This window comes from Calothrix sp. PCC 6303, assembly GCF_000317435.1.
Taxonomy (GTDB): Bacteria; Cyanobacteriota; Cyanobacteriia; order Cyanobacteriales; family Nostocaceae; genus PCC-6303.
Genome location: NC_019751.1, coordinates 5,996,233 through 6,022,010 on the forward strand (window position 1 = coordinate 5,996,233; position 25,778 = coordinate 6,022,010).

The 25,778-nt window shown below is 37.7% G+C and carries 17 protein-coding genes and 1 tRNA gene; 7 read left to right on the forward strand and 11 right to left on the reverse strand.

Annotation, left to right across the window (positions count from 1 at the left end):
* Positions 1–40: 40 nt before the first annotated feature.
* Both dndD and dndC read right to left on the reverse strand, forming a co-directional pair.
* Positions 41–2,032 (reverse strand): DNA sulfur modification protein DndD, encoded by a 1,992-nt coding sequence (gene dndD / locus CAL6303_RS24290; protein WP_015200483.1) that lies wholly within the window; start codon positions 2,030–2,032, stop codon positions 41–43.
* Between the two features lie 54 nt (positions 2,033–2,086).
* Positions 2,087–3,715, reverse strand: coding sequence for a DNA phosphorothioation system sulfurtransferase DndC (dndC, locus tag CAL6303_RS24295; RefSeq protein WP_015200484.1), 1,629 nt, complete (start codon positions 3,713–3,715; stop codon positions 2,087–2,089).
* A 227-nt stretch (positions 3,716–3,942) separates the two neighbouring features.
* Here dndC and CAL6303_RS24300 point away from each other — a divergent pair, with 227 nt between their 5' ends.
* Complete coding sequence (locus CAL6303_RS24300) at positions 3,943–5,553, forward strand: DGQHR domain-containing protein (RefSeq protein WP_015200485.1); 1,611 nt, start codon at positions 3,943–3,945, stop codon at positions 5,551–5,553.
* A gap of 354 nt (positions 5,554–5,907) precedes the next feature.
* Here CAL6303_RS24300 and CAL6303_RS24305 read toward each other — a convergent pair whose 3' ends face one another.
* From CAL6303_RS24305 to argF, 6 genes are all read right to left on the reverse strand, one after another.
* Positions 5,908–6,387, reverse strand: a complete 480-nt coding sequence (locus tag CAL6303_RS24305) for a DNA phosphorothioation-associated protein 4 (RefSeq protein ID WP_015200486.1) — start codon at positions 6,385–6,387, stop codon at positions 5,908–5,910.
* 153 nt (positions 6,388–6,540) lie between these two features.
* Positions 6,541–8,616, reverse strand: a complete 2,076-nt coding sequence (locus tag CAL6303_RS24310; RefSeq protein ID WP_015200487.1) for an AAA family ATPase — start codon at positions 8,614–8,616, stop codon at positions 6,541–6,543.
* Positions 8,613–8,786, reverse strand: coding sequence for a hypothetical protein (locus CAL6303_RS30905; protein WP_015200488.1), 174 nt, complete (start codon positions 8,784–8,786; stop codon positions 8,613–8,615). Before CAL6303_RS30905 ends, CAL6303_RS24310 begins: the two co-directional genes overlap by 4 nt.
* Before the next feature lie 719 nt (positions 8,787–9,505).
* The gene (locus CAL6303_RS24315; protein ID WP_015200489.1) at positions 9,506–10,999 is read right to left on the reverse strand and encodes a DNA phosphorothioation system restriction enzyme; all 1,494 of its coding nucleotides are present in this window, start codon (positions 10,997–10,999) and stop codon (positions 9,506–9,508) included.
* A 532-nt stretch (positions 11,000–11,531) separates the two neighbouring features.
* Positions 11,532–12,137 (reverse strand): transcriptional repressor LexA, encoded by a 606-nt coding sequence (gene lexA, locus CAL6303_RS24320; protein ID WP_015200490.1) that lies wholly within the window; start codon positions 12,135–12,137, stop codon positions 11,532–11,534.
* Between the two features lie 161 nt (positions 12,138–12,298).
* Positions 12,299–13,219: an ornithine carbamoyltransferase gene (gene argF / locus CAL6303_RS24325; protein ID WP_015200491.1), complete on the reverse strand. Its 921-nt coding sequence runs from the start codon at positions 13,217–13,219 to the stop codon at positions 12,299–12,301.
* 190 nt (positions 13,220–13,409) lie between these two features.
* On the opposite strand from argF, the gene CAL6303_RS24330 reads away from it, so the two are divergent.
* The 3 genes from CAL6303_RS24330 (at position 13,410) to CAL6303_RS24340 (ending at position 17,909) form a co-directional block, all read left to right on the forward strand.
* Positions 13,410–13,481 (forward strand) — tRNA-Thr (locus CAL6303_RS24330).
* Positions 13,482–14,019: 538 nt separating this feature from the next.
* A complete protein-coding gene (locus CAL6303_RS24335) occupies positions 14,020–17,208 on the forward strand; it encodes a class I SAM-dependent DNA methyltransferase (RefSeq protein ID WP_015200492.1) in 3,189 nt (1,062 codons plus the stop codon).
* Positions 17,208–17,909, forward strand: coding sequence for a hypothetical protein (locus CAL6303_RS24340; protein ID WP_015200493.1), 702 nt, complete (start codon positions 17,208–17,210; stop codon positions 17,907–17,909). The genes CAL6303_RS24335 and CAL6303_RS24340 overlap by 1 nt, the downstream gene beginning before the upstream one ends.
* Before the next feature lie 138 nt (positions 17,910–18,047).
* Here the strand turns inward: CAL6303_RS24340 and CAL6303_RS31290 are convergent, their stop codons facing one another.
* Positions 18,048–18,281: a hypothetical protein gene (locus CAL6303_RS31290; protein ID WP_238993738.1), complete on the reverse strand. Its 234-nt coding sequence runs from the start codon at positions 18,279–18,281 to the stop codon at positions 18,048–18,050.
* Positions 18,282–18,458: 177 nt separating this feature from the next.
* Here CAL6303_RS31290 and CAL6303_RS24345 point away from each other — a divergent pair, with 177 nt between their 5' ends.
* A complete protein-coding gene (locus CAL6303_RS24345) occupies positions 18,459–20,345 on the forward strand; it encodes an EamA family transporter (RefSeq protein WP_015200494.1) in 1,887 nt (628 codons plus the stop codon).
* Between the two features lie 239 nt (positions 20,346–20,584).
* Positions 20,585–21,484 (forward strand): heterocyst differentiation master regulator HetR, encoded by a 900-nt coding sequence (hetR, locus tag CAL6303_RS24350; protein ID WP_015200495.1) that lies wholly within the window; start codon positions 20,585–20,587, stop codon positions 21,482–21,484.
* Between the two features lie 150 nt (positions 21,485–21,634).
* Here the strand turns inward: hetR and dmeF are convergent, their stop codons facing one another.
* Complete coding sequence (gene dmeF, locus CAL6303_RS24355) at positions 21,635–22,585, reverse strand: CDF family Co(II)/Ni(II) efflux transporter DmeF (protein ID WP_015200496.1); 951 nt, start codon at positions 22,583–22,585, stop codon at positions 21,635–21,637.
* A gap of 545 nt (positions 22,586–23,130) precedes the next feature.
* On the opposite strand from dmeF, the gene CAL6303_RS24360 reads away from it, so the two are divergent.
* Entirely contained in the window at positions 23,131–24,462 is a 1,332-nt protein-coding gene (locus CAL6303_RS24360; RefSeq protein ID WP_015200497.1) for a D-alanyl-D-alanine carboxypeptidase, read from the forward strand.
* 10 nt (positions 24,463–24,472) lie between these two features.
* Here CAL6303_RS24360 and CAL6303_RS24365 read toward each other — a convergent pair whose 3' ends face one another.
* On the reverse strand, positions 24,473–25,516 hold the full coding sequence (locus CAL6303_RS24365; RefSeq protein ID WP_015200498.1) for a YcjF family protein: 1,044 nt from the start codon (positions 25,514–25,516) through the stop codon (positions 24,473–24,475).
* Positions 25,517–25,778 lie beyond the last annotated feature (262 nt).

A 25,778-nucleotide genomic window follows, 5' to 3' on the forward strand; every position in this document is an offset into this window, starting at 1 on the left:
AATCTAAACCCGCTTTTTTAATGCAATTTTATCTGAGTTACTAAAAGAAATATTTATCTTTGATGACTGTTGTTTGACGTTGATTTGAATCATATTTTAAAAGATATTCACGCGCTATCACTTCATTTTCTCTCAGTTTTTTAACGTCAACTTTACCAATTTCCGTATCAGTTGAAAGTAATATGACTTGGTGACTAGCTGAGGGAAAATACTTCTCGATTAAATTCCCACGATGTGACGAATCAAGTCTACCTAAAGGTGTATCTATGGCAATGGGTAATCTTCTTCCTGACATGCGTGCTAATCCCCAAAGAAAAGCAATTGCTAGTAGCTGTTTTTCTCCGGCAGAAAGTCGATGCTTGGGAACGATTTTTCCTTGTAAGTCGTACAATGAAAGACTAAAACTGTAAGTTTCAATTGCAACGCGGTGAACTAAATTTGATTTATGTAATAAATAACGGAAACATTCTGTAACTTCAATTTCCAGTTTATTTAGCTTCCGCAAAGTTAACTTTTCTCGAAATACTTTTAGTGTTTCCTTTACCCTTGCAGATGCAGTAATGATATGTTGGCTATTTTTCCGATCGATTGTTTCGGTGGTATAGTCTTTTAGTTCCTTTTTAGTTTTTTCAATTTCTGCTTCGAGTTCACTAACTTGTTTTTGAGTGTCTGTATACTTAGCTTTGATATTAATGACATTTTGCTGAGTAATTTTCAGCATATCCACCAAGCTATTATATTCTTCCGGTGATGCTGCGGTTTCAACTTGACGTTCTAAACCAATGATTTCATCTGCTTTGTTTTTTAACAGGTTTAGTTGTTGTTGGGCAAGATTTCGCGCATTTTGGAGGTAGTAAAGGATATTTCCCAATTTTCCCAGACTTTCTGCGTCAGCCAGTAACCAAAATTCTTCTGCTTGAATTAAATTTGCATTTAAAGTTGTAATATCTTCACTCAGAAAAGTCTCAATTTTTATCGCCTGTTCTGGGGTAATATTTAACTTCGCAATTAAATCTAGGAGACGTTTATCCCTTTCTAAAAGAAGATCGCTAGCAATTTGGGCTTGTTGAATCTGAAACTCTTTCTCTCCCTGGGTTTGCGCTTGATTGAGGAGGTTTTGCACCAAAGCTAGGGGAAGCACGTTTGCGGCGATTTCGCACATTCCTTGACGTATTTCTTCAACTTCTGCGACTTTGCGATCGCGTTGTCTCTCTAATTGACTTTTTTCTGCGGCTATCTTACCACCTTCAGAGGCGAATTTGTTAAATGCTTCCGTCTCGGCTTTTTCTGCTTCTGTTAAGGATGTTTTATACTGTATTACTACATCTTGAATTTTTTGGTAATCTTCTTGTAGCAGCTTCAGTCTTGCTTCAATTTCTTCTAAATTTTCTAAATCTTTGGTTTCAGCAAATTCTTTGCGCTTGCGATTTGCTAAAATTTCAATATCAATTGCGAGTTTTTCAGCTAGTTCTAAACCTAATAAAGCCCTAATTGCATCTGTGACAATTAATGGAGGAACTTCCTGTTCGGCTAACTCTTTGATTTGTTCCCCATCAAATAAGAATAAATTGGAAATACCTAAAGGGAGTAAGTTTTCAATATAATCATCCCAAGTATTAACCAACTCTTCCAAATTCCAGGTATCATCCTGAATATTGAAAATCCCTAAACTATCTTTTCCCTCTTTCAGATTTCGATTCCAAGTCCGAATAATCCGGTATTGAATGGGGTGGTTATTTTCAATATGTTCAAAAACCAATTCTACCCTAGTATCTTCAACTTTTGCCTGATTATTAATACATTGAACTAAAAAATCACCATAACTCAAACTTCCACGGGATGAACAATCAGCACGGTGTCCATATAAAGCAAGACGCAATGCATCCATTAATGTGGTTTTTCCACCACCATTCATTCCACCCAAAAGTATAATTGGACGTGAATCATCATCACCAACTTGAGTATCGAGATTAATAACTTGTTTCCCAAAATAAGGACCAAAGTTTTGGAGAACTAGTTCAATAAATTTCATAATTCATATCATTTCACTGAAGATTTACTGTTGTTTTGATTACTTCACTTAATTTTATTTCTTAAACTTCCGATCTTTCCAACTCTGGGATTCTTTTGATTTATTTTCATCGGGAGAATTTATAGCTAAATGATCCACCTCATTACTTAGCAATGCATCACCCAAAGTTAGTTGTCTAACTTTCGCTACATTTCCTTCACTTACAGCTTCCCGCAAATCCCTTTTTAAATGAGCATTTTTAATCGCTTCATCTTGAGAACGAGAACTACTATCAAAACATTTTTCCAAAGCATCATAGATTCCGACGCGACGCGATCGCTTCCGAAACTGATACTCTGTATCTAGGAGTCTTGCCATCAATTCCAGATGCATTGCATCTCCTTCACAGATTTCTTCCAACACTTCCCACTCATCAGTTCCCAATAAACTGTAACCAGCACCGGGACGGGGATCAACAAATTCTTCTCCAGTCACTTCTTTATATATGCGGGGTAAACTATCATCAAATTCATGTTTTTCTTCCAGCCAAATTCGGCGAATCTCGCTCAATTCTTCTATTTGAATTAGAGTTATATTTCGCATTTTTTCTGGTGCTGTACGACGAATTTCAGTTTCTGCTGTCAAAACTCGTCTTAACCAATGTTCACGCCAATTTTTAGTATAAGGTCCAGGTATTGGTTCTACAGATATTTCTCCATTTTTGTTCCTTTCAAATAGCTGAACATTACCCCAAATTCTTCGGAAATCTCGTTTATCACGATCATCTTTAATATCTAATTCATTGCGTATATCTAATAATGGTTGCAACCATTCTTTCTCTTCATCATTTTGAATCATTGCCTCCATTGATTTATCTTTACTTACCATTGTACAAACCCAGCAACCGAAGCGAGAGTCTCCACAACTAGGGGTAGAAGTATCAATAACAAGGGGACATTCATTATCCGCCGTTGCCCCCCGATACATCGTAAATAAATCTTTGTTATCTATTCCCCAAGGATTTTGCCACTGCATCAGATACATCCAAACTTCATCAGTTCGCCATTCCTCGATTGGCGTGTAGATAAGAGAATTAGGTAAGCTGGCATTTGGACTTAAGCGATCGCGCACTCTACCAACCTGATGTTTTATCATTGTTGCAGCACGTTTAGTACTTTCAGCTTTACGGGTTCCCAGGACAACTATTGTTTCTCCGTTTGCCCGTACCATCTCTCGAATAAAATGGTTTGCCGGATTAATTTTTAAGCGAGAAGTACACCACCGAAACTGATGGCGGGGAGCCGGATAACCTTTCCCAATCAAATTTACCCAAAATGTATCTTCAATAATCGGCTGAAGTAAATGGGGATATATGGGTACTTGCTGTATTTTGGCGGCATATTGAAGTCCCTCCAACGATTGACGTACCCAGCCTGCAACGATAGGGTTTTCAACCAGAGTATCCGTGGTAATTACGTGTATTTTCTTATGGTGCTGGGATTTGGGAAGAGATGCGATCGCATTCCAGATCAATTGTAGAATTACCGTTGAGTCTTTACCTCCGGAATATCCTACAATCCAAGGAATCTCATCTAAACAATATAATTCTTGGATTTCCTTAGTTAGTGCTGCAATATCTTCGACAAAATCCGCAACACTGCGGTTATTTTGCTTTTTACTTCCTGGCTGTTGTGCTGTTGTCATAAGTTTTTATAGCTATTCAACTGCCTTCCCTAATCTTAATACTCAGACTTCAAAACTCTAAATTTTGATCTAGCTACTTGTAAAACCCCTTTGTCTACAAATACATATCCACAAGAGCAAGCTCTAGTATCACATAAAATTACAGTTTTTAAAAACTATCTTAATTATGCCTCACTTGTGTATATATTTAATGGGTGCCAAAATCTTGACTTCTGAAATATTACTTTATGATTTCTCGCAAATCTGACCCCATATCTGATATTTTTAACCAGTACACTGATTTAGAAGAGAGGAATAAAAGACTACTGTCTTTAATCTTAGATCAGTATCTCAACTCTGGAAAAATGCTTCCAGTTGAAAAAACAGAAATGGGCGGTACGGAAGCTTATGTAGGCTCTATTACATTAGAATGGTTCGCATCCAATATTGATTTCGCATCACACTTAGACCTACTTCACCATAAGTATAATCCCCAAACCGATAATATCGAGATTGACGCAGATAGTATCGATGAAATTCAGCAACGTCCCCTCGATTGGTCGCGTCAAGCAGCTTTGGTACAATATTTAGCATCACGAAAACACCACAAATTTCCACCAGTTTTGGTTGTGGTGAGTCAACCCTGGGTAGACAATCCCCAAGCTACAGAGTGGGATAGTCATGGGAAAGCAACTAAATCCACCATTGAATTTACACCTCTTGATAGTGAAGGAAAGCTTGGTTTACTGAACCTCACAGTCGAGAATATCACAATTCATGCCCTAGATGGACAACATCGGTTGATGGGTGTACAAGGTTTAATGGAATTGCTGAAAAATAAAAAACTCAAACGTTATAAAAAAGACAAAAATAAAGAAGATAAAACTTCTACTGAAAGTTTTATTACTATCGACAATTTAATTGATCAATTTAACATTTCCCACGATTATATCAAAAGTCTCCCACAAGAAAAAATTGGCATTGAATTTATTTCCGCAGTCGTAGCAGGAGAAACCCGTGAAGGAGCAAGGAGACGAGTACGTTCAATATTTGTTCATGTCAATCTCATGGCAACACCTTTAACTAAGGGACAATTAACACAGTTAGATGAAGATGATGGATTTTCCATAATTGCCAGAAAAATTGCAGTCACCCATCCTTTATTAGAACAGAAAGAAGCTCGAAAACCTCGCGTTAATTGGAATAGCGCTACAGTTGCCACAAATTCTACAGTTTTGACGACATTGCAAGCAATCAAAGAAATGTCAGAACGCTATTTAGGACAAAAGTTTCCCCATTGGAAGCAAGAAAAAGGTTTAATTTCTATGCGTCCTGAAGATGAGGAGTTAACAGAGGGAATTGCTGAATTTCACCAGCTTTTCGATTATTTAGCAAGTTTATCTAGCTACAAAGTATTGGAAGAGGAAACCACACCCGCATTAAGAAAGTTCAGCTTTGAAAAAGATGGTGGTGAAGGAAACATGTTATTTCGTCCTGTGGGACAAGTTGCATTAGTACAAGCTTTGGGAATTTTAGTTTTTAAAAAAGGTTTATCCTTAGAAAAAATCTTTAAGAAGTTACGAAAGTTTGACAAGCAAGGTGGATTTAGTAATATTGAACTTCCCAATTCCCTTTGGTATGGGGTTTTGTATGACCCCAATCGGAAGCGAATATCAGTTGCCGGAAAAGATTTAGCTGCAAAGTTAGTGATCTATATCTTAGGCGGGATGAAAGATGGAATGGAACATGCTGAGTTGAGGAGATGTTTGGCAAAAGCTAGAACATTTGAGAATCAGACAATTAGCTTTGAAGGGAAAATAGTGGAACCTAAAGATGTTGGACTTCCAGAGATTTTATAGTTTTTTTACTTGCATTTAGGAAAGCAAAATCAAGATTGACTATCGAATGTCAGTCAATTTATAATTTCCTGCTTTACATAAAGAGTGATTATCCTATTTTATGATTTTCTCGATGCCAATCAATAGCGCTTTTATCTGGTATATATTCTTTTTTGATGGGCAGTAATATTTCCTTACCATGATATTTTGTCAATGGAATAGTTGTCATATCTTGATCTATATTTAAACTTTCTTCTTGAAAATTTTCAGAGGAAATAACTAAATACTTCTCATTACTTACTTTTTTAATTCCAAAGTAACCATTATCGAAAGCCCAATGATGATTGATTTTTTATGAATATTGATCTATGTATTTCAAGACATGAATTTAGTTAAATCAAATTCCTCTTCTGACATTTCCTCACCTTGATGACTACGTTCATAACTCAACATCAAAACAATTCTTTCAGTATAATCAACCGCACCTCGTAACTCATTTTGCAAAATATCTAAACCACCATTCGCATATTCCTCAAATATGTGATTTCTTAACAATTCCTTATTCTCTTCATGTACCGATAAAATTTTGATATCTTGGGTTTTTGTCACACTTAATAGCTTAATTACCCAATCATATCCCCTAGAAATAAAAACCTCTACTCCAATTGGTCCTGGTTCTCTTTTAGAAATTTCTCCTAGGGGGACTCGTTTTTTATATTTTGCACCCAAGGAAGCTGCAAATACAATGACATCAGCGAAGGTTTGAAAGGGTCCAGTTTGCCCATCACCTGATGTTAATGATTTCACTAATTCTGCTTTATCTTTTGCAACCCGAATTCTGCCTATTTCCAGCATACTTTTGGTAGATATTGATTAATAATAAATTAAGATAATTGGGCTGAAATGGTTCGTGACGCTACAAATATTCTAACTGCGTACAAAAATTATTAAAGCGTCACACACCCTACAATAAAAAATGTGCCAGTTGCGTAAGTCCTAGTCTCATCTCTAAAAATCATTTTCCCTCACTTCCATAATTTCAGTATATTCAAACTCGCTAGGACTTTGTTTAACTAAAGGATATCTTTCTCCTTTGATTTCTATATAATCTTGTTCACAATTAGGTTTAGATGAGTAATAGGTGAGTACATATTCTCTTCCAACTCGCTGCTTCATCTCTGCTTCTACTTTTCCTCTCCATTGAGTTTTTGTAACCAAGACAATTAACTGATTTGCCATTCGGGGAATTATTTTCGCAATTTGCCGACGGTTAATTTCATCTAAACTACCGAAGGGTGAATCCATGACGATGGGAAATGTGCTGCTTTCGGGAAGCATTAACATTTTTTGCTTTTCACTCCATTCGCGGACTCGATCGATAATACTACTAATAAATGAAAGGCTGAGAATCTGGTTTTGACCTGTGGAAGCTGCTACTGGTAATTCAATTCCGGAGGTGTTTTCAATTAGTGTTAGTTCGTATTTATCGTTGATTTTGGGAATATAGGGTGTAACTGATATTTCACTAAATATTTCTTGAACTTTTTTCTCCAATTGGATACGAAATTGCTGTTCTTGACGAGATTTGACTTCAGCTAATCTTTCAATCGCATCTTGAGTTGCGGAAATCCGACGCTGTGCTAAGGTTTGACGATCTTCATTTAATTTCTGTCGAGATATTTGCTTATTTAGATTTTCTAATTCTGTTTGATAGGTTTCATTTCTCTGCTGATTTCTACCTTGTTCTAGTGTTAAATCAGTGATTTTTGCTTCAATATCCTCCAAGCGTTTCTGAAGATTACGAATTTCTTCACTGGGATCTTTTCTGAGGATGTCTTGAATATTATCTAATTCTGTTTCTATTTGAGAGATTGTTTCTCGGAATTTACCAATTTCTACTTGTTCTTTGTCTAATTCTTCCCAAAATATTACAGACTGTTTATCGATTTCATCAACTTGAGAACCCATGCGGATAGTGGTTGCTTCGACTATTGATGAACCTGCTTGATTGAGTAATTTACTCACATTTTGATGTCCATGGGTTCCGGAGGTTAAATCTGCACCACAGATGCATTTTTGTGAGTTGAGTAAATCTTGGACAAATTCACGGGAGATTCCTGCTTTTAGTTCTCCATTTTGTTTGAGGTTGTCGATTATATACCGAAAATTGGCTGTGGTTTCTCCCAAAAGTACTGTGTAACCCCTGGTGGAAATTATGCGTTTGATGTTTTCTCGACTTTTCCTCAGTTGTTCTTGATAAACTTGCTTTTGATTTTCTAAGCTTTGTCTCTTTTCTTGGAGATTTTTTGCTGAATCTAATTCTCGTAAATGACTACTGGCTGTTTTCTTTAAGGTTTGTTGATTTTCAATTTCCTGAAGTATTTCATTTTGTCTATTTTTAATCGTTTCTAATTCTAAGTCGATTTTATTCTGCTGTTTCAGTAGTTGTTTAATTCCCGAATCACCAATTGCCTTCAAATCATTTTCTAAGGTTTTCTTTGCTTCTGCTAAATGCTTGATAGAACGGTTAATTACTTCTACACCCAATAGCATCTTTGTTGCTTCGGCAATTTCAGCTTTTTTATCGCTACGAACGATTTGTTCAATCCGTTCGCCATCAAAAAAGAAATACTGGTGTAAACTACTTGGTAGTATCTGATTAATGATGACTTCTGGTTGCTGAGATGGGATTAACCAGCGTCCATCATCACCTGCAAACTGCATGTATAACTCGGTTTTACCTGCATCAATGTCATTTTCTGCTTTATATACTCGACATTGACGTTTGACAAGATAACGTTTGTTGTCGTGTTCCCATGCTAACTCTACCCAACATTGTACAGGTTCGTTGTTTTGCGCTTGTGCGATCGCACGTTTGTTTACAAGCTGTTCTGTCGATGCAAATGCCGCGCTAAACCTCTCATACAGTACCCATGTAAAAGCATTCAGTAAGCTGGTTTTCCCTGCACCGTTATTACCATGTATTACCGTTGTGTTGGTGATATCACTATCTGCCAACATAATTTCTGGTGTGATACCATAAAACGAGCGAAAATTACAAAGCTTGATGGAAATTAGCTTCATTTGATAGCTTCTTTAATAATTATTAAAATATCTTCATTAATGTGACTTAAGCTTTTTTTATCAAGACGACTTTTTTCTAAATGCCATACTCGCTCAATTATTTGCTTTACTTCTGGTGGAGCATTTCTAATGGGTTCTTGAACATCGTTGAGATTCTTTTCTGTTTCCATGGTTCCAAAGTGTTTTTAAATTGTAATTCTTCTGTGATATTTATTCTATCCGTGAATATTTTGTAGCTAAATTAACTATCTTGTGAGCATTGAGCTAATTTGAAAAGTCCAAGGTTTATACCGATTAAAAAAATTATTGCAACACGGAGATAATCTGGAGGGATTTAGCACTCATAAACTCCTAATAACCGATTTTTTACATTCTTTCTTCAAATTATTATATTCAGCAGGGTAAGAGGTTAAAGCTTAGGCAATTGTAATTAAAAAGTGGACTTTGAAATTGCTGCTTTGGGATGATGTAAAATCCTAGTAGATTATATAAGTTCTCTAGATATTAATTTAAACTGAAATCATCTCTGAATATATGCAGTTTACTTAAAGACTCTTAAAGATTTATCAAAGTCATGAAAAATCTAATATAAACTAATACGGTTCAGATAGAACTAAAAATCTTATATAAACCTCCTCTATTTTGAGAACCATAGTTTATGACTCCAGATTGTGAGTAGGCGTAGCCAGCCCTACGGGCTTATACTAGTCTGCGACAAGCCGCTATGTCGTAAGATGACATGCTATGCTACGCGTCTACCTTACCTCGGAATGACAAAACTCCACTTTTCATAATGGATGAGGTTTAGATTTAGCAATGCTATGTCTCTACAGCAAAAAAATATTATGATTAGAATCTTAACTGAGCCGTATTTACTATAAAGCAGAATTTAAATATCCATTAAATCGTATTGTTTTTGTAACTTCAATAATTGCATCCTTGCTTCTCCAGCATTATCAGCTAAGTCAGCAAATTCCACAAATCTTTTCAACTCTTTTTTCAATAAATTACGTTCGACTTCTAAGGTTTTTCGGTCTAAATCTGGAGGAACAACAATCATATCAAAAATAGTTGCTCGTTCTTTGCTAGGATGTGGACGTAAAACCCTACCTCGACGCTGAATAAATTGACGTGGATTTCCGGAACTTGATAGAATTACTGCTGTTTGAATTGCCGGAATATCGACACCTTCATCTAAACAACGAATTGCCACTAAACCTTGTAATTCTCCACTTTCAAATTGACGACGTAAGGTTTCTCTTTCTAATAATGATGTCTGTGCAGTGTATGTGCTGACGCGATAATTAAGTTCATTTCCGAGAATCTTCGCAACTGCTTTTAATTGTTGTAAATTACTCTGTTCAGATTCTAAGGAAGCATCACTACAATAAAATAAGGTATGACTTGTTTCTCGACGATTTTTCATTAGTTGACGCAAAGCAGATAATTTATTTTCCGCAGCACCAATTAATCTGGCTCTTTGCATTAATAATGGAGTTAAATCTTCGGTTTCGGTGAATTTATCTAAGGTACTATTTTCTTGCTGTCGGTATTGTAATGCTTTGCCGATTTTAGAAGTAATTCTTGAATAGGCAAGACTTTCAGACTCTGTTAATTGGACAAAAAGAGGATAGTATAAATAATGTACTAATGCCCCTTGCTTAATTGCATCTTTTAAAGTGAATTCAGGTTGAATTACAGCCCCAAAGTAATTTATAATTGACTGAGTGCCATCTTCATCAAAATATCTTTCCGGTGTTGCTGATAAAGCTAAACGTAAACCTACAAGTCTAGGTAGGCTTTCTTCGAGTTTTGGTGAACCTAAATTATGAGCTTCATCCCCAATAATTAAAGTTCGTTGAGGAAAATATTTAAGTTGACTTTGAAAACCTGGAGAAATTAAAGTTGAGTTGGTGGTAATTACTGTTAAAAATGCTTGAGAACCAGAATTTATGTTATAAAGCTGAGTTACTAATTGATTTTGCCAACTGCGGACATTCTCAAATGCTAGAACTGGTTGTAAATTAAACTTTTGACATTCCCTTTCCCACTGATTAACCAGATGACGGTAGGGACAAACTACAATTAAAACTTGCAGATTAATTTGACGATAAAGTTCACAAGTTATTGCTAATGCTGTAATTGTTTTGCCGCTACCTGTTGCCATTTTCAAGGTACCTCTACCATTGTTAGCAAACCAGTTAGTAATTGCTTGTTGTTGATAGTTTCGCAGGTGTAAATTTAGGGGTATTTGGGGGATTCCGGGTGATGCTTGAGTGCGATAGTTTCCCTTAGCTTCCTTGACTATGGAAAGTTGAGTTGAAAGTTGAAATATTGGTGCTTGATTATCTTGATGCTGTCCCTGATTTTTAACTACGTACATCGTAAATAAAAGCTGTTGGTAAAATTGATTAGTTCTCAGTTAATACCAATTCAAATAACCTTTGCGACTCATCAATGGTTGTTTACCCCTCCTGTGTGTCGCATTATTTTTGAAAATGGTAAAAATTCTTAGAGATTATAATTGCCACAAAGTGATTTATGGCAACTATAATCTACCAAAATACACCAGATAAACTTGAAAAATGATATGTGGTGAAGCCCTAGATATGAACTTAGGATACTTCAACAGATAATGGATTCATTGGATAGGTTATGATGTGATTTGTTAGATTCATCATCAATCAAGTAAAGGTAGTCTAAATAATTAGAATTAATTCAAAATAGTGATTTTTTGGATATTCTGAAAGAAGCTTTTTCCTTCCATTATTATACCCATTAAAAAGAAACTACTTTAATTGTGAGTAATTATTCAAACCCAATATTCATGATTGATTCTAGAGATAAAATATCAACATAACCAATTATGCAAACATGTTACTGGAGTATCTAGAGGTGGTTAAACGATTGAGAATTTAATTATAACCTCGCCAAACTGCCACCAGAGAACCTTGAACCTCTACTTGGAGAGCATTGACTTCGATGGGGTTATACTTGCGATTAGCTGGTTGCAGTGTGACGCGATCGCCTTCACGGTAGAAACGCTTTAATGTCGTACCAAAACCATCTACCCTAGCTGCCACAATCGTACCATTCTTCAAGTGACCAGGTTCCAGTACGGGACGCAAAAACACTAAATCACCATCCGCAATCAAATCTTCAATCATACTGTCACCCGTCACCCGCAACGCATATGTTTGGGGTGGCAATGCCATATTATTGAGATCCACATGTTCCACAGCATCATTGTAGGGTTCAATTAAACCCCCCGCAGCGATACTTCCCAGAACTGGTACACCGTACTTAGTTTGACGTAAAACACGAATTGTTCTTGCCCTACCTTCACTCCATTCAATATAGCCTTTGGTACGTAAATGCTCTAAACGACTTTGAATTGGTGCAGGTGATTTCAAATTCATTGCTTGCATCATCTGACGAATGGAAGGGGAATGCTGATTAGCGCGAATATATTCAGCTAACCATTCATACAATTCCTGTTGTGCTTCAGTAAGTTTTTCCATAACAAATTGTCAATCGATAAACAACAAATGTACTAATAAACATTTGTACTACAAAATTAGCACTATGTGCTATCTTTTTTGCATATTTGATTTGAATCTTTAGATTTTGAAGGTGAGGGGGAATAAATTTGATATTTTTTATTAACCTACCTCACCTGAAATTAACTTGCACCAAGAATACTAGCGAGTAATGCTTTTTGAGCGTGCATTCTATTTTCAGCCTGATCCCAAACACGCGATCGCGTACCTTCAATTACAGCATCGGTAATTTCTTCATCACGGTGGGCTGGTAAGCAGTGTAAAACAATTGCTTCACTATCTGCAACCTCCAACAACCCATCATTAATTTGATATGGTTGGAAAATCGGCATTCGATCATTTGCTTCCTCTTCCTGACCCATACTTGCCCAAACATCAGTGTACAAAACATGAGCGCCTTTGGCAGCAACCTGTGGATCATCAGTTAATATTACCTGACTTTTGTCCCCAGCAATTTCCCTTGCCTGTTGCACCACCGCAGAATTAGGTTCAAAACCCTGGGGAATTCCCACCCGCACATTCATCCCCACCAAAGCACAACCCAACATCAAAGAATTAGCAACATTATTTCCATCACCCACATAAGTCAAAGTCAATCCATCCAAATCACCAAAACATTCTTGAATCGTCATCAAATCAGCCAAAATTTGACAAGGGTGTTCCAAATCAGTTAAGGCATTAATCACCGGGATTTTGGCATAACTAGCGAAAGTCACCAAATCTTGTTGGGCAAAAGTCCGAATCGCTAAAACATCCAAATATCTATCCAACACCCTAGCAGTATCTTGAATTGGTTCACCGCGACTTACTTGAGTAACATTAGGATTAAGATCGATTACCTGTCCTCCTAACTGATACATTGCCACGGTAAAACTCACCCTAGTTCTGGTGGAAGCTTTGGAAAACAACAATCCCAACACTTTCTCACATCTTAACTTTAGCTGTTGCGACTTCAATTGAGTCGCCATTTGCAGCAAATCCTTAACTTCTTGACGACTCAAATCTGCCAAACCCAATAAATCTCTACCAATCAATCCTGTCATGCTGTCTACAGATATTAGTTGTTGTGCTGTTGTCTGTAGCTTTACCACTTATGGCAGAAGCTGCACCCAGACATCAACAAATATTGTCCCACCTTGGTAGAGCTTAAATTCTTCAATGTCTTAATTTTAATAGTTTGACAAATAAAGTATCTATGGTATGATTAGAAATCGTGTGCGTAACACGTAAATTGCCGGCATAGCACAGTGGTAGTGCATCCGACTTGTAATCGGAAGGTCGTTGGTTCAAATCCTACTGCCGGCTTTAGCTATTATTCAAGCCTAGTGCACATTGACTAATTATTTGTCACTGTTAACAGATTAATGTCATTTTTCACTAATTAGTGTCACTGTTAACAAATTAAAGGGAAAACTGGAGCTTGATTTGAAGAATGCGATCGTGCTTTTGGAACAAGGTAAAGCTGTAGTTCCGGTGTGGTTAGATGCGATTAAGCAGCGGTTAACCATTAGATTGACTGATTAAAACTGAAGTTGCACGATATTATGTTGTATGTTGTAGGCATCGCTTGTGTTGAATAAAACTGTGTTCGCATTCCAAAAGATTTTGATTTTGTGAACTCGAGTTAAGTATTGTTGTGCAATTTAATAATACTAAAGTACTATTAAATAATGTCAATCAATTCATAAGAAATCATGTAAAAATAAGTTGCGTAACTCTTTGATTGGAGTCTTTAAATTACCCATAGTTTAGCAACACACTTTATCCAGTTATTTTGACGCGGCTCCTAACAACGTGATTGGTGAAATGTGTAATCATCCCTTAATGCACCTTAAAAAACCGAATGTCACAGTCTGGACTACTTAAACTAGCACACGAAAAGCTTCACTGGCCGACTCCACAAGAAATTTTGGAGCCATCTGGTGCTGGTCCAAGTGTTTATGCACAAATTGCTAAAGAAAAATTAGGTAGAACTATCAGCAAACTTCCAGATGGTCAAGGTGTGCAAATAGGAGTGCTGGCGGCAAATCCTCAAGGGGATTCAACAGAAACACCCATTGCTTTAGTGTGTGATTTTCCAGGAGAAGTATCAGAGGAAACATTAAAGAAAACTTATAGACTGGCTTGGAGTTTTTCTCGTACACCATCACTCATTACAACAGAACCTCAGCGATTAAGAATTTGGACGTGCTACGAAGAACCTCCAAAAGAAGATGATATTATAAAGCCTGTAGTTAATGTTTCTAAACAGGAAATTGAGTCATTTAATCAGTTATCTCTTTCAGGTCAAGCTGCTGAAACTTTGCGGTTACACTGGGCTGATTTAGTATCCGGTCAATTTTTTCAAGAACATAGTCAGCGATTCCAACGAAAAAAAGCTGCTGACCAGATGCTATTGAAAAATCTGAAAAGTGTTAGGAAAATACTTCAACAAAATGAACTTGATGATGACACTATTCATGATTTATTAGCAAGAATTATTTTCATTCAATTCCTTTTTGATCGTCAAGAATCTGAAGGTAATCCTGCTTTAAATACAAATTTACTAGATTATTTATATCGGATTGGGGAATTATCTGCTAAATACTCTCATTTAGCTGACATATTAAGAAATCATAGAGATAGTTATAAATTTTTTCGTTGGCTTAATAGCAAGTTCAATGGTGATTTATTCCCAGGTAAGAGTGCTAAAGAAGAAGAACGTGAAGCAGAATGGCAAACAGAAGAACAAAAAGTTAAAGAAACTCACTTAAATATACTTGCTTATTTTGTTAGTGGTGATGTAGATATTGAAACTGGACAATTAAGTCTATGGCCATACTACCATTTTGACGTTATACCTTTAGAGTTTATTAGCAGTATATATGAGGAGTTTGTTAGTAAAGAATCTGGCACAGGAGTTCATTACACACCAGAACATATAGTTGACTTTGTACTAGATGGTGTTTTACCTTGGGATAGTCAAGAATGGGATATCAAGATTCTTGATCCTGCTTGTGGTTCAGGAATTTTTCTTGTTAAAGCATTTCAGCGTTTAATTCATAGATGGGAACAAGCTCATCCAAAAACAATTCAGCCAAGTGATTTAAAAGATTTACTAGAAAATAATTTATTTGGTGTTGACGTAGATGCACAAGCGGTAAGAGTAGCATCTTTTAGTCTATATTTGACCATGCTTGATAAAGTTGAACCTCAATATTATTGGGAGAATGAGTTTCGCTTTCCTAGATTACGTGAACGTCAATTAATCGCTGCTGATTTTTTTCAAGAAAATAAAGAAGGTTTTCGTACTGTTCAAGATGCTGGTAAATATGATTTAGTCGTAGGTAATGCACCCTGGGGTAAAAATTCCGTAAGTAACTCTTCATACATAGATTCTTGGAAGAATAGACCTGAAAATCAGAATAAATGGAATACCTCTTATGGTAATATTGCTCTTTTCTTTTTACCAAAAGCTGCTGCTTTGACAAAGGAAAGTGGACAAATATCAATGATACAGCCTGTTATGCCACTGCTTTTAAATCCAAATAAACCTGCTAGGAGATTCCGTAACACTCTCTTTTCAGATTTCAAAATAGAAGAAATAGTTAATTTGTCTGCATTACGTTTTAGACTTTTCAAAGATGCTAGTTCTCCACCTTGTATTATCACAATGTCAGTCACACCTCCTGACGATGAACCTTTGACATACATTTGTCCTAAGCAAGTAATGACTAATGAGGATGACTATCATATAGTAATTGAGCCAAATGATATTAATACAATTTACCCACAAGAGGCGATCTCAAACCCATTAATTTGGATGGCTTTAATGTGGGGAGGAAGACGTGATCTATCCTTGTTAAGAAGATTGAATCAGGAATCGAGTATTGAAAAACTTAAAACACGTGGCATTGCTAAAACACGCCCAGGAGTACCAAGAGGTAATAGAAAAAAAGTAGAAAATAGTCTACTGAATAAACGAATACTGAAATCAGATGAATCACTTAATACCAGTTTTCTCTACCTAAACGCTGAACAACTTCCTATCAATGATGATCCATATATTGACTCTGGTACAGGTTTAAGTAGCCTATCTGCATTTCAATTGCCACAAATTATTTTAAAGTTAAGTTGGCAAAAAAAGAGTGGCAGATTCCGTTCAGTAATAATTAATCCTGATAATAAAAACCAAGGAATTATTTGCTCTGAAAGTTATGTGAGCATACATATTCCTGAAAGTCATATTTCACAATTGAATGCTGCGTGTCTATCATACAATAGTAAGTTAGCTGTCTACTATCTACTGCTTTCTAGTGGTCGTTTTGCCTCTTATATCCCAGAAGTTAATGTAAGTGATTTACTGCGTGTGCCAATACCTGAATTATCGGTAGGAGAATTGCAGAATATAAAAACAATTAATGATATAGATGAGCGGATACGACAAGCTTTTGAATTTAAAGATAGTGAATGGGTACTAATTAATGATCTATTTAATTACACTCTCCCAGACTTTAAAGGAAATGCTGCTTCTCCAGGACGCAAAAGAACTCACCGTATAGATAATAATCAATCTCAGAATGATACTGAACCTGAACTTACGGCATATTGTGAGTATTTCTTGCGAGTTCTTAAAGCAGGATTTGGACAAGATAAACAAGTTTGCGCCACCATATTTCAAGAACAAACTAACACTCTTCTTCCTATTCGCTTAGTAGCTATTCATCTTAATAAGCCTGATTCTGAAGGTGTTCATATTAAACCTCTTGACTCCCCTAGTTTAATGAAACGCTTGGAAAACTTAAATAAGTTGTATCTGGAAAGAGGAAGTATAGGAGATGGTAGCATCTTTTATCAACGTGTTGCCACGATTTATGATTCTGTGCAAATGAATGGGATAAAAATCCCTACTATTTATTTAATCAAACCTGACAAAATTCGTTATTGGACTCGTTCTATGGCTTTAAGAGATGCTGACGAAGTAGCCGCAGATATTATGACATGGCTAACAAAATTTGATGAAAAATCGCAGCTTATAGAGGAGTCATGCTAATGGTTAGAAGAGGTAAAACAATTCCAGAATTACGTTGGAAAGACACACCGGACTTTGTTGAAGTAGCAAAAGGTTGGAACAATGATGCAATAACAATTCTCGTCAAACTTGTCTGGGAAGGATATGATTTGCTGGTTGCCGAGATTCTATCACAAATTAATTGTGATGAAGCAGACGAGCAAATAGAAAGGAGCATCACTCAATCTCTTGAGCGCAGAATCCGCAGAAATATGACGGGAGATGAGCCATTTGATGTTCAACATGAAGTTTACGAAATAGAAAGTAGTCAATCAGCACAAGCACAACCACCACAATATGATATTGCATTTTATCTCATCTCTAATGAGAGGATTATCTGGCCTTTAGAAGCTAAGGTTTTGAAATCAGATGGGGCAGTAGGTGAATATATAAAAGAGATAAAAGACAACTTTATAACTTGCCGATATGCACCCTTTTCTAGCCAAGGAGGAATGCTAGGTTATCTTTTTTCTGGTGATTCAAACAAAGCTTTTACCAATATTGCAACTAAAGTACCATGCACATTAAATGATCATCCAGATTTTCCAACTCGTGATCACAAAACCTCGGATCACCAGCGAGTAGTTCCTCCGGGAAAATCATATCCTCCTGAATTTCGCTGTCACCATTTACTATTAAAAATAATTGCTACAGCTACTGATAATATGTCTTCGGTTGAATAAATTTAAAACCGACTCAAACACTCTTCTGATACTTCACCATCTCCGCAAATTCCAGAAAACACCTGTGACACCACCCATCAACCCACAAAGCCGGAATTTTAAACCTCGCTCCACAATTAAGACATTCCGACAATAACCTTAACTGATGACGCTTACACCCCTGCGTCTCCTTAAACTGTCATTCAATTTTGCGACAAGGCGATTCCGCATAACAAGCCCCAGTTTCATCCCTACCCCACCAGGTGGCAACATCTCGAACAATCGATCTACCTCAACTCCCACCACTACAGCCAAATTTTCCAACTGCTGACGAGAAGGAGGAGGATTAAATCGAAACTTTTCCCATCGTGCGATCGCTCTAAAACTCCACAAGATGCTGCAAGCTTTCCAGACTCCAGAGATTTTTCATCAAAAAAATAAAATAAATTTGCCAGAAGTAATTTATTGTTGCGGATTTATCTGACAAAATACAGAGAGTGTTAGCATTACAACCGCTGATTCTGCTACTGGTAAAGTTGCTGAGTCATTCAAGAACAGAGGGTCAAATGAATGGAGCGATCGCATAACCAATCAGATCCGCAAACTAACGGTGATCCAGAAAATTCTCTACGCAGAATGACTGAAGACTTACAATCGATTCACCAAGGTTTGCTGAAGTCTTTACAAAAAGATGTAGAAGGGTTGCGGGAAGAAAAAATCCGTTTGACTGGAGAAATTCAAAAACTGCAACTACAAAAAGAAAAGGTGCTGCAAGAAGGACTACTACAAGAACAACAAGTTCTCATGCGGCAGTTAGTCAGCGTTTTAGCAAACCATGTTTCTTCACAAGTTGAATCTTCCCTAGAAAAAATTATCCCAGATGCCTTAGCCGCTTCACAACATGGTGAAGCCAAAACCACAGAGACAAATTCCCACACCAATCAACTACTAGCTGCAACTTTACAGCAGCTACAAACAGAAATCGACCAATTTCAAAGCAATTTTGCTCAACAGCTATCACGCATGTATACCCAGCAGGAACAAGGGGAAGCAATTATTGCCGGGTTAGTAAATCGCTTGCGTCAAGAAGCAAATAACAGTAGTACTGCCAACCTAAATTTAGAAGAAGCTACCCAAATTGAATTTGAGGAAGCAACATCCCAATCAGCGAGAATCATCAGCGAAGATGATATAGAGACTGTAAGACCAGCAGAAAAATGGTTTGAGCAACAAGAAAAGGAGCAGAAAGCAGGGAACAAGGGGGATAGTACCGAGGAATCACATGGAGATATCTACGGAAACCGCTTTGCGTCTTCTATAACTCCTGGTTCTGTGATTCCTGAACCAATTCCCCAACAAGCGCCCACACCAGAACCAACTCAACAACCTGCATCTTCAGTACAACCCATTGCCAGCTTATTGTTAATTTTAGTGACAATTGTATCAGCCCTATCTAACGTGGCAATTAAGACAATTTTCCAGCCGAATTCGCAGATTTTGGGGACTTTTGCTGTGGAACAATTACTTCCACCCACATTAGAAAATTGTTTGTTAATTTTGATGCTACGAATGCTAGTAGTTGTACCCATGATGATGCTGCTAGCACCAATTATGCATCCACAGGTATGGCAAGATATCCAAAAATTATTTGTTGGTTCAAAACAGATTCCCAACCATCGAAACCCAACAACAGAAAAGCCATTAGGTAAACGAGTATTATTCCTATCGGTATTTAGCGGATTATTTTTATTTTTCTCCCAAGTTTTAGTTTACTTTGCCATTGGACAGGTTCCGACTGGGATAGCGATCGCGCTTTTCTTCATCTACCCAGTTATTACCGTAATCCTCTCTTGGTTACTGTTTCGTAGGCAATCGAGGAGCGACCGTTTTAGTCGTTTTCGTCTGAGTGCGATCGCAATGATTGGTTTTGGGGAATTACTAATTATTAGTTTTCCCATAGCTTCGGCAACCGGAAATTTTTCCCTCGGAACAAATAGCGCTATTTGGGCAGGTTCGAGCTTTGCCGTTTATCTAATCCTCAGCCGCATCTGTGCAGCTAGATTACATCCAGTTTCAGCAACGCTAATTCACTCCACAACTATGCTATTACTGTCGGGGATCAGCCTAGTTATACTTTCCCCAGCCAATTGGTTACAAAATTTGAGCGCGGTTAGATGGTTGGAAATTATTCTCAGCGGCTTTATCTTAGGTGTTTTTACCCTATTTGTATCTGTATTTAACAACATAGGTGTACGTAAATTTGGCGCTACCCGTTCCGCAATTATCGGAGCCAGCGTACCTGTAATCACAGCTATTTTAGCTGGTATCATCATTCAAGAAACTTTAAAAATAAATCAAATTGCCGGTATTTTAATTGTCACATTTGGTGCAGCAGCTTTAAGCTTGGAGCAAATTCGTAATCGTTTCAAAGCATCATCAGCGGTTCGCCCTGAATAATTCAGTTAAGCTCCGCCCAAAAAAATACCCTTAGGACAGATGAAATTTATGCTACCAATGTAGCCATCATGTTTATCTTGTAAAAATACGGAGTAGTTACTGACTAAGACTACCAATGACACCCCTACCTGACGCATAATAGGAAATCAAAAGTAAACATATAACCATCAGTCGGGTGTATACTACTACTTTCCTAAGACTGAAAATTTTGTAAACGTGCTAAAAAACTGTCTGTAAATATGAGTAACGACATCGATCTGATCAAACGTCTTGGGCCCAGCGCGATGGATCAGATCATGCTTTATCTGGCTTTTAGTGCCATGCGGACGAGTGGGCACAGACATGGGGCATTTCTAGATGCAGCCGCAACAGCAGCCAAATGTGCAATCTACATGACTTATTTGGAACAAGGGCAAAACCTGCGAATGACAGGACATTTGCATCACCTAGAACCAAAACGAGTCAAGGCAATCGTTGAAGAAGTCCGACAAGCGCTAACCGAAGGGAAATTGTTAAAAATGCTAGGTTCTCAAGAACCTCGTTATTTGATACAACTACCCTATGTGTGGATGGAGAAATATCCTTGGCAACCAGGACGTTCTCGAATTCCCGGAACTAGCCTCACCAGCGAAGAAAAACGACAAATTGAGCAAAAATTGCCGGATAACCTGCCTGATGCTCACCTTGTTAGCTCTTTTGAATTCCTGGAATTAATCGAATTCCTCCATAAGCGATCGCAAGAAGATTTGCCACCCGAACATCGGATGGGATTGAGCGAAGCCTTAGCAGAGCATATCAAACGCCGTCTTTTGTATGCGGGAACGGTTACACGCGTTGATTCTCCCTGGGGAATGCCATTTTATGCCCTAACTCGTCCGTTTTATGCTCCAGCCGACGAGCAAGAACGTACCTACATCATGGTGGAAGATACCGCCCGGTATTTCCGAATGATGCGGGATTGGGCAGAACGAAAACCCAAAGCAATGCGGATTTTAGAAGAACTGGATATACCTCCAGAGCGCCTTGAACAAGCGCAGGAAGAACTAGACGAGATCATCCGTGCTTGGGCTGATAGGTATCACCAAGAAGGTGGTATGACAGTGGTTTTACAGATGGTTTTTGGTAAAAAAGACGACTAATATATTTCTTAAACAAAAACCAACTGAATATTTATGATCATTATCTAAACTGAATCCACCTTCAGGTGGATTCAGCTATGATTCAGAGTTTTTCACTATTTGCAATCAATAACATTTCAGGCAATGAAAACTACACCGTACTGTTTGTTGTCAATTACTATGTTGTAATTTTATACAAGGTTCATTTTCACAACGGTTAACTTCCACAATCACATGGGACAGTGATGGAATATGCTTGAGGAGATTTTTGTAATATTCTGGTGATTGAGGATAATGGGTAACTAGCGAAATTGTTGCTGCCACATGATTCTGAGCCACATACCAAACATGTAAATCATTGATGCGATTATCAGCATTTTCCTCAATAGCCGCCACAATATCCAGTTTTACCCCCTTATCAATTGCCCCATCAAGCAAGATTAAACCAGTATCCGCAATTAAACCATAAGACCATTTTCCAATTACCACTGCACCAACTAAACCCATTACTGCATCCATCCAAACCCAACCTAAAAACTTTCCGGCAAATAGGGCAATTATCGCCAAAATTGAAGTCAGGGCATCTGCTACAACGTGGAGATAGGCAGCGCGAAGGTTATGATCGTGATGATGTTCATGCTCATCATGGTGATGTTCATGATGTTCATGATGATCCTGCAACAGTAAAGCACTGATTAAATTAACTGATAAACCAATTACAGCTACACCAATAGCTTCATTAAACTGAATTGTTTGGGGTTGGAAAAAACGAGTTACTGACTCCAGCACCATGATCAAAGCAATTACTGCAAGAACAATAGCACTAGCAAACCCCCCCAATACACTTACTTTACCAGTGCCAAATGTATATTTAGGATTATTGGCATGGTTTCTCGCATACTGATAAGCAAAAACGACAATCCCAAATGCTGCGACATGGGTTGCCATATGCCAACCATCTGCCAGTAAAGCCATAGAACCATAAATAGTTCCGGCAATAATTTCAACAACCATGGTAATGGCTGTGAGTAGCATCACAATTTTGGTATTTTTCTCCGCATCATCTTGGCTTGTTGAAAAGTTGTGGGAGTGTTCCCATTGTTCAAGGGTGTCATTATGCATAGAACTGTTCAGTTATTCGTGATGAGTCAAGCTTATCAATTTTCTGTACTTAGGGCTTGCTGAAAAAATCCATTTGTGTGATTTGTAACAATTTTTTGTTGCCTATTTCCTAAAGAAAATGAGAAAAAAGTGAAGAAAATTAAGATGAACTTTCCAGATAATCTTGAGACATCACAGAAGAAATGAAAATTCAGGAAACATTCTGAATCATAAGTCACCTAATTTGTGTCTTTACCCACTTCCCCAAGTTGCCAACACCAGTTATTATTCAAACTTACTTGAGGAAAAGTAAAATTACCGTTTACTAAGTAGGTAGGTGGGAATAAACACAACTTCTTGGAAACTATTTTTGGAGGCGGAAACCCTCGAAAAAGTTTCCGCTATGTAAGGTAATGTAAATTAGCTTCAAAGTCTTCTTACAAACCCTAACAGAAGGCACAGCCACCCCAAATGTTTGCGCTTACCCCTACTGCCTTGTCATAACGACAATTTTCAACTCCCACCTACTTAGTCGCAGATTAAAGTATAAATCGAGGAATTCAAGAATGCTGGAATTATTTGGATCGGGTTTGTTTACACTTTGGCTAGAATTGGCTGGAGCAAAAATCAAGCCTCTAAATGCTTTAGGAGCATTGGCTTGGCAAAGCACCCCCGGTTTGGTAATTGCTGCGGATCCAAACCCCACTGGTGCTAAGACTGTTGAGCAGTATCTAAAGGAGTTAATATCTACCAAATTGGTTCCTGTAGAGCAAACTGTAAACCAGGGTATTTGGATGCAGTCTGGTCCGATGTTAATGGCAAATCATCAAGGCACAACCCCAGTGCCTGCGGCTTCTTTAACCAAGATTGCCACTTCTTTAGCAGCTTTAAACCAGTTGGGGGCAGATTATGAGTTTCCCACTGTGATTGGTGCCACAGGAAAGATTGAGAACGGAGTTGTGGAAGGGGATTTGGTGGTGACAGCTAGTGGTGATCCTCTGTTTGTGTGGGAAGAAGCGATCGCACTCGGCAACAGTCTCAATAAAATTGGTATTAAGCAGGTTAAGGGGAATCTAATTATTGTTGGTAGGTTTGCCATGAGTTTCCAGCGTCATCCTTTACTAGCTGGGGAAGCACTCAAACAAACTTTGAATTCTGCAACTTGGTCGCGTGCGGCAACTTTGCAATATTCTATTATGCCTAAGGGGACACCAAAACCCAAAGTTGTGATTTCTGGGAAAGTACAATTATCTGAACAGGAAATTGCCGAACAAACTATCTTGATTAAGCATCACTCGTTACCCCTCAAAGAGCTAATTAACGAGATGAATGTTTTTAGTAATAATGATATGGCGGAAATGTTAGCAGAAGCTGTAGGGGGTCATACGGTTGTACAATCGATGTCAGCTAAATTGGCGCAGGTTCCCGAATCAGAAATTCAGTTAATTAATGGTTCTGGATTGGGTGTGGAAAATCGGATTTCCCCACGAGCAGTATGTTCAATGTTAATGGCGCTACAACGAGAAGCTGTAGGTTACGGATTGACATTGGCAGATTTATTCCCCACTTCTGGAGTCGATCATCGGGGGACAATGCATTCTCGACATATGCCAAATGCTACTGTGATGAAAACAGGAACCCTCAGAGATGTGAGTGCTTTAGCTGGGGTTTTACCAACACGCGATCGCGGTTTGGTTTGGTTTGCTGTAATTAATCGCGGTGCTTCGGTTTCCGCTTTCCGCGCAGAACAAGATAAACTCTTGCAAAATCTCGCTAAACAGTTGGAAGTTCCGGAGGAAGTCCCCACTAGCATTGCTCCCCACACAGGTAATACTAAGGTTATTCCATCCTTGGGTGCGATCGCACGTAATGAAATTATGTTGAAGTTAGGTAGCTAAAGTTTCTGAATTACCCTCGACTCTGGGGAAATCGCTGAGTAATTGTGTCGATAACTTGTTGCTCAGTTGGTGTAATTTCCCCGTTGATTTGGGCAATTTTTTGGCATTGTGCTAGTAGGGGAACTGCAAAGTCAGGATTTAGTTGATCTAGCAGTAATTCTAACGACTGTGGCGATTTCATCTCCAGCGGAATTGCATCCAGTGAACTTTGGCTAAAATTCAATGCTTGCAGTGATAGTACAATTTCCTCCCAAGTCTTTTCAGGGTGACTTGCTAAGACAATATGCACCAGAATTTTATCCATGATATTCTGTTGTGCGATCGCTTTTTCCAAATAGCTCTGACTTTCCTGTTTCAGTTCTGCTAAAGTCTCCTCTGAAGCTACGGATTTACTTTGATCTAACTTAGTTTCGTAAAATCTACAAGCTGCATAACCCAAAGAATAAATCATTGTCGCATTTGCACCCGCACCAATCACAGCACCTGCAAACGGGACATTGCGTAACAAACCTAAACCCGCAGCTTTGAGCAAACGTTCACCACCCAAAGCTAAACCAAATATTGCTAACACCTCACCTTTACGGGCTGGATTTTGTAAATCTAAGCCGTAGAGATGGGCAATTTGGTAAACCATTTCCGATTGTAATCGAGTTGTTGCCGCTAAATCAATTGCTAATAATGCAACCGCTACACCAGGTAAAAAGCTTGTTGCTAAACCTATGCCACCTGCTTTTTTGGCTTTATTGAGCATGATTCGATGAGCAAGTTGACGGGGATTTTCTCCTGGATAATTACTTTGCAACTTTTCCACTTCTTTAGCTGCATTTAACAAATCAACAGCACTTGCTGCTCCCACCAACCAATTTAGATTTAAAACTCCAGCAAGTTTGCGAACTAACCAATTATTTCCAAAGTATCCAACAAACCTACCTATGGTATGAGTCGCTTCCTCAATAACGCTTTGAGCCTTTCCAATTACTGAGTTATTTTCCATATTTTTGGTACTTTTGACTGATTTAATATTGATGTGGGGAGATAATAATTTATTGTCCATGATTGAAATGAAGTCGTGTTTGTAATTATTAACTACTTAACTTGTTTTTAGATTATAAATTGGTTTAAGTTTGTCCCAACTTGTATGCCTAATTTAGATATTTTTGTCCAAGGTATATAGACCAATAAACTTATTTTTTCTGATTTAAAGGTTGATTATATCAAAATTTTTGCTTTAAAAGTCTTGCTTCCCTTTATAATAAAAGATGTTACAAAATCTACGCTCAAATAGTATCTTTCTCTAGATATAAAAAAGTGGTGAG

What these genes read in the sequence shown, in the direction of transcription:
- dndD (WP_015200483.1), bottom strand. Translation starts at nt 2,032, where the DNA reads ATGAAATTTATTGAACTAGTTCTCCAAAACTTTGGTCCTTATTTTGGG.
- dndC (WP_015200484.1), bottom strand. Translation starts at nt 3,715, where the DNA reads ATGACAACAGCACAACAGCCAGGAAGTAAAAAGCAAAATAACCGCAGT.
- CAL6303_RS24300 (WP_015200485.1), top strand. Translation starts at nt 3,943, where the DNA reads ATGATTTCTCGCAAATCTGACCCCATATCTGATATTTTTAACCAGTAC.
- CAL6303_RS24305 (WP_015200486.1), bottom strand. Translation starts at nt 6,387, where the DNA reads ATGCTGGAAATAGGCAGAATTCGGGTTGCAAAAGATAAAGCAGAATTA.
- CAL6303_RS24310 (WP_015200487.1), bottom strand. Translation starts at nt 8,616, where the DNA reads ATGAAGCTAATTTCCATCAAGCTTTGTAATTTTCGCTCGTTTTATGGT.
- CAL6303_RS30905 (WP_015200488.1), bottom strand. Translation starts at nt 8,786, where the DNA reads ATGGAAACAGAAAAGAATCTCAACGATGTTCAAGAACCCATTAGAAAT.
- CAL6303_RS24315 (WP_015200489.1), bottom strand. Translation starts at nt 10,999, where the DNA reads ATGTACGTAGTTAAAAATCAGGGACAGCATCAAGATAATCAAGCACCA.
- lexA (WP_015200490.1), bottom strand. Translation starts at nt 12,137, where the DNA reads ATGGAAAAACTTACTGAAGCACAACAGGAATTGTATGAATGGTTAGCT.
- argF (WP_015200491.1), bottom strand. Translation starts at nt 13,219, where the DNA reads ATGACAGGATTGATTGGTAGAGATTTATTGGGTTTGGCAGATTTGAGT.
- CAL6303_RS24335 (WP_015200492.1), top strand. Translation starts at nt 14,020, where the DNA reads ATGTCACAGTCTGGACTACTTAAACTAGCACACGAAAAGCTTCACTGG.
- CAL6303_RS24340 (WP_015200493.1), top strand. Translation starts at nt 17,208, where the DNA reads ATGGTTAGAAGAGGTAAAACAATTCCAGAATTACGTTGGAAAGACACA.
- CAL6303_RS24345 (WP_015200494.1), top strand. Translation starts at nt 18,459, where the DNA reads ATGGAGCGATCGCATAACCAATCAGATCCGCAAACTAACGGTGATCCA.
- hetR (WP_015200495.1), top strand. Translation starts at nt 20,585, where the DNA reads ATGAGTAACGACATCGATCTGATCAAACGTCTTGGGCCCAGCGCGATG.
- dmeF (WP_015200496.1), bottom strand. Translation starts at nt 22,585, where the DNA reads ATGCATAATGACACCCTTGAACAATGGGAACACTCCCACAACTTTTCA.
- CAL6303_RS24360 (WP_015200497.1), top strand. Translation starts at nt 23,131, where the DNA reads ATGCTGGAATTATTTGGATCGGGTTTGTTTACACTTTGGCTAGAATTG.
- CAL6303_RS24365 (WP_015200498.1), bottom strand. Translation starts at nt 25,516, where the DNA reads ATGGACAATAAATTATTATCTCCCCACATCAATATTAAATCAGTCAAA.